Here is a 500-nt window from a genome sequence, read left to right as displayed (position 1 = left end):
CACGGGGTTTTACAGAATGTTCCTGCGCTCCACCGTCGCCGCCGCAGCGGCGCTTCTCGCCACCTCCGCCTTCGCGGCGGACCTGCCCGCCTATGAGCCCGCACCGTCCGTCATCGTGCCGTCCTTCACCTGGACCGGCCCGTATATCGGCCTGCAGGCCGGCTACAGCTGGGGCGACGCCAAGTTCCGCGCCCTCGGCGGGCGGGTGCGCTCCAGCCCGGACGGCTTCGTGGTCGGCGCCTACGCCGGCTACAACTTCCAGCTCGACGGCTCGCCGGTCGTGCTCGGCATCGAGACCGACTTCAACTACGCCGACATCGACGCCAGCCGCAGCGTCCTGGGCCTCCGCGGCCGGACCCAGACTGACTGGACCGGCGCGACCCGCGCCCGCATCGGCTACGCCTTCGACCGCTTCCTGGTCTACGGCGCGGCCGGCGTGGCCTACGCCGATCGTGAAGTCCGCGTGCGCGGCGTCGGCCGCGACAGCAAGACCGCGGTCG

Annotated in this window: 1 protein-coding gene; it reads left to right on the top strand. The window is 72.0% G+C overall.

Annotation, left to right across the window (positions count from 1 at the left end):
• Positions 1-500, top strand: a 500-nt coding sequence (locus ACFSE6_RS18945) for an outer membrane protein (protein ID WP_388011163.1), incomplete at both ends; no start/stop codon positions are given.

It is taken from the genome of Georgenia deserti (assembly GCF_042680605.1).
GTDB classification, from domain to species: domain Bacteria; phylum Actinomycetota; class Actinomycetes; order Actinomycetales; family Actinomycetaceae; genus Allobogoriella; species Allobogoriella deserti.
This window is presented reverse-complemented; position numbering and strand designations above follow the sequence as displayed.